This is a genomic window from Mesorhizobium sp. M2A.F.Ca.ET.067.02.1.1 (genome assembly GCF_004023285.1).
Lineage (GTDB): Bacteria > Pseudomonadota > Alphaproteobacteria > Rhizobiales > Rhizobiaceae > Mesorhizobium.
Genome location: NZ_RZSB01000946.1, coordinates 1 through 2,012 on the forward strand (window position 1 = coordinate 1; position 2,012 = coordinate 2,012).

At 64.6% G+C, this 2,012-nt stretch carries 3 protein-coding genes; all 3 read right to left on the reverse strand.

Features of this window, described 5'->3' with window-relative positions:
* Positions 1 to 47: 47 nt before the first annotated feature.
* Positions 48 to 1,034: a xanthine dehydrogenase family protein subunit M gene (locus tag EOA28_RS34060; protein ID WP_128315759.1), complete on the reverse strand. Its 987-nt coding sequence runs from the start codon at positions 1,032 to 1,034 to the stop codon at positions 48 to 50.
* Positions 1,031 to 1,537 (reverse strand): 2Fe-2S iron-sulfur cluster-binding protein, encoded by a 507-nt coding sequence (locus tag EOA28_RS34065; protein ID WP_126082810.1) that lies wholly within the window; start codon positions 1,535 to 1,537, stop codon positions 1,031 to 1,033. Before EOA28_RS34065 ends, EOA28_RS34060 begins: the two co-directional genes overlap by 4 nt.
* Positions 1,538 to 1,606: 69 nt before the next feature.
* The coding region (locus tag EOA28_RS34070) for a MarR family winged helix-turn-helix transcriptional regulator (protein ID WP_348633449.1) at positions 1,607 to 2,012 on the reverse strand (406 nt) is incomplete at its 5' end.

Consider the following 2,012-nt stretch of genomic DNA (forward strand, 5'->3'; position numbering starts at 1 on the left):
GCCCAGCACCGTGCGGACTCCGCCGACGAGGGCATTCTGCAGCTTGCTCATGCGGGATCTCCTGCCAGCGATTCAAGGACGGCTGCGATCGTGCGCTGCGCCAGCCCGATCTTGAAAGCATTGCCTTCGAGCGGCCGCGCCTCGGCCAATTCCTCCTCCGCGGCGGAAAGGAAATTCGCGCGGGTCGCCGGCAATCCGCGAAGCGCCGCCTCCGCACGCGTGGCGCGCCATGGCTTTGCGGCCACGCCGCCAAGCGCGATCCGAACCTCGGCGACCTTGCCCTCGACGACGTCCAGGCCAGCCGCCACGGAAACCAGGGCGAATGCATAGCTCGAACGGTCGCGCAGCTTGCGATACTCGGAATTCACCATTGCGGGGGTCGCGGGCGGAAGCTCTACCGTGGTGATCATCTCCCCGGGCTGCAGGACACTCTCGATTTGTGGACTGGCGCCTGGCAAGGCGTGGAACTCGGCGAGCGCCACCGTTCTCTCACCTGCGGGGCCGGCGAGATGCACCACCGCCGAGAGCGCGGCAAGCGCGACGCACATGTCCGAGGGATGGGTTGCCACGCAGTCATTCGACGCACCCAATATTGCGTGATAGCGGTTGAAGCCGCCGATGGCGCCACAGCCGCCGCCAGGCTGCCGCTTGTTACATCGCGCCCCGTCCACATCGTAGAAATAGGCGCAGCGTGTCCGCTGCATAATGTTGCCGCCGACCGTCGCCATGTTGCGGATCTGCGCCGAGGCCCCGGCCAGCAAGGCGCGCGACAGCATCGGATAGCGTTCGCGGATCAGCGGTTGCGCGGCTAGAGCGCTGTTCTTCATCGATGCGCCGATGAGCAGCGCGCCGCCATCAGCTTCCTGGATGTCGGAGGTGAGGCGGCTGACATCGACCAGTTGCGAAGCGGAGTCGACATTCTGCCTGAGCAGATCGACAAGGTTCGTGCCCCCGCCGACGAACCGTGCGCCGTCGGCAGCAAGCGCCAGGGCTTCCGCACGGTCATTCGCGATGTGAAATGCAAAGGGCGTCATGCCGGCTCTCCAGCAAGCATTTCCTCGATCGCTTCGACAATGCCGTTATGCGCACCGCAGCGGCACAGATTGCCGCTCATGCGTTCGCGGATTTCCTCGCGGGTCGGCCGGACCGGGCCTGCGAGATCGGCAGTGACGTGACTTGGATCGCCGCGCCGCAACTCCCGCGCCATGGCGATCGCCGAGCAGATCTGGCCCGGGGTGCAGTAGCCACACTGGAGGCCATCATGTTCGATGAAAGCCTCTTGCAGGGGGTGGAGGCCGCCGTCTGGCCCTTGCAGTCCTTCGATCGTGCGAACATCGCGCCCCTTTGCCTGTGCCGCCAGCGTGAGGCAGGACAGCACCCGCTCGTCGTCCAGCAACACTGTGCAGGCGCCGCAGGCACCCTGGTTGCAACCGAGCTTCGTGCCGGTTAGCCCAAGGCGTTCGCGCAACATGTCGAGCAGCGACACGCGCGCATCGTCTGGAACGGGATAGTCGGATCCGTTGATCATGATGGTCACAGGCGTCTCCATTCAGGGACCGGCAGCGGAACGCCGGCGAGCCACCATCATGATAGTACGAAAATCGTATTATTCAACTTTCGTATCTGCGATTTTCTCGGTAAGGCGGATCAACTCCTGTCGTTCGCTGGCGTTTAGCGACCTGAGCATTGCCATGCAGGCGTTGCGGTAGCCGGCTTTTTGATCGCCGACCACCTGCACGCCCTTTGCCGTGGCGGTAAGGGCTACCGTCCGGCGGTTCTCTTCCGGCCTGCGGCGCTCGACCAGTCCCTTGCGCACAAGCCTGTCGATGGCCGAGGACATGGTCGTCGGCGCGACATCGAGATAGCGGGCGACGTCCGCCGCCCCGCATCCGGCATTGTCGCAGATGAAGACCAGCGTCTGAGCGTCGAGCGCGTTAAGTGCGTTCTCCGCCGCCGCAACGGCTTCGGCTACCTTGAACCGGCGCGTGAAGCGTTCGAAGGCAATGGTAAGC

What these genes read in the sequence shown, in the direction of transcription:
- EOA28_RS34060 (WP_128315759.1), bottom strand. Translation starts at nt 1,034, where the DNA reads ATGACGCCCTTTGCATTTCACATCGCGAATGACCGTGCGGAAGCCCTG.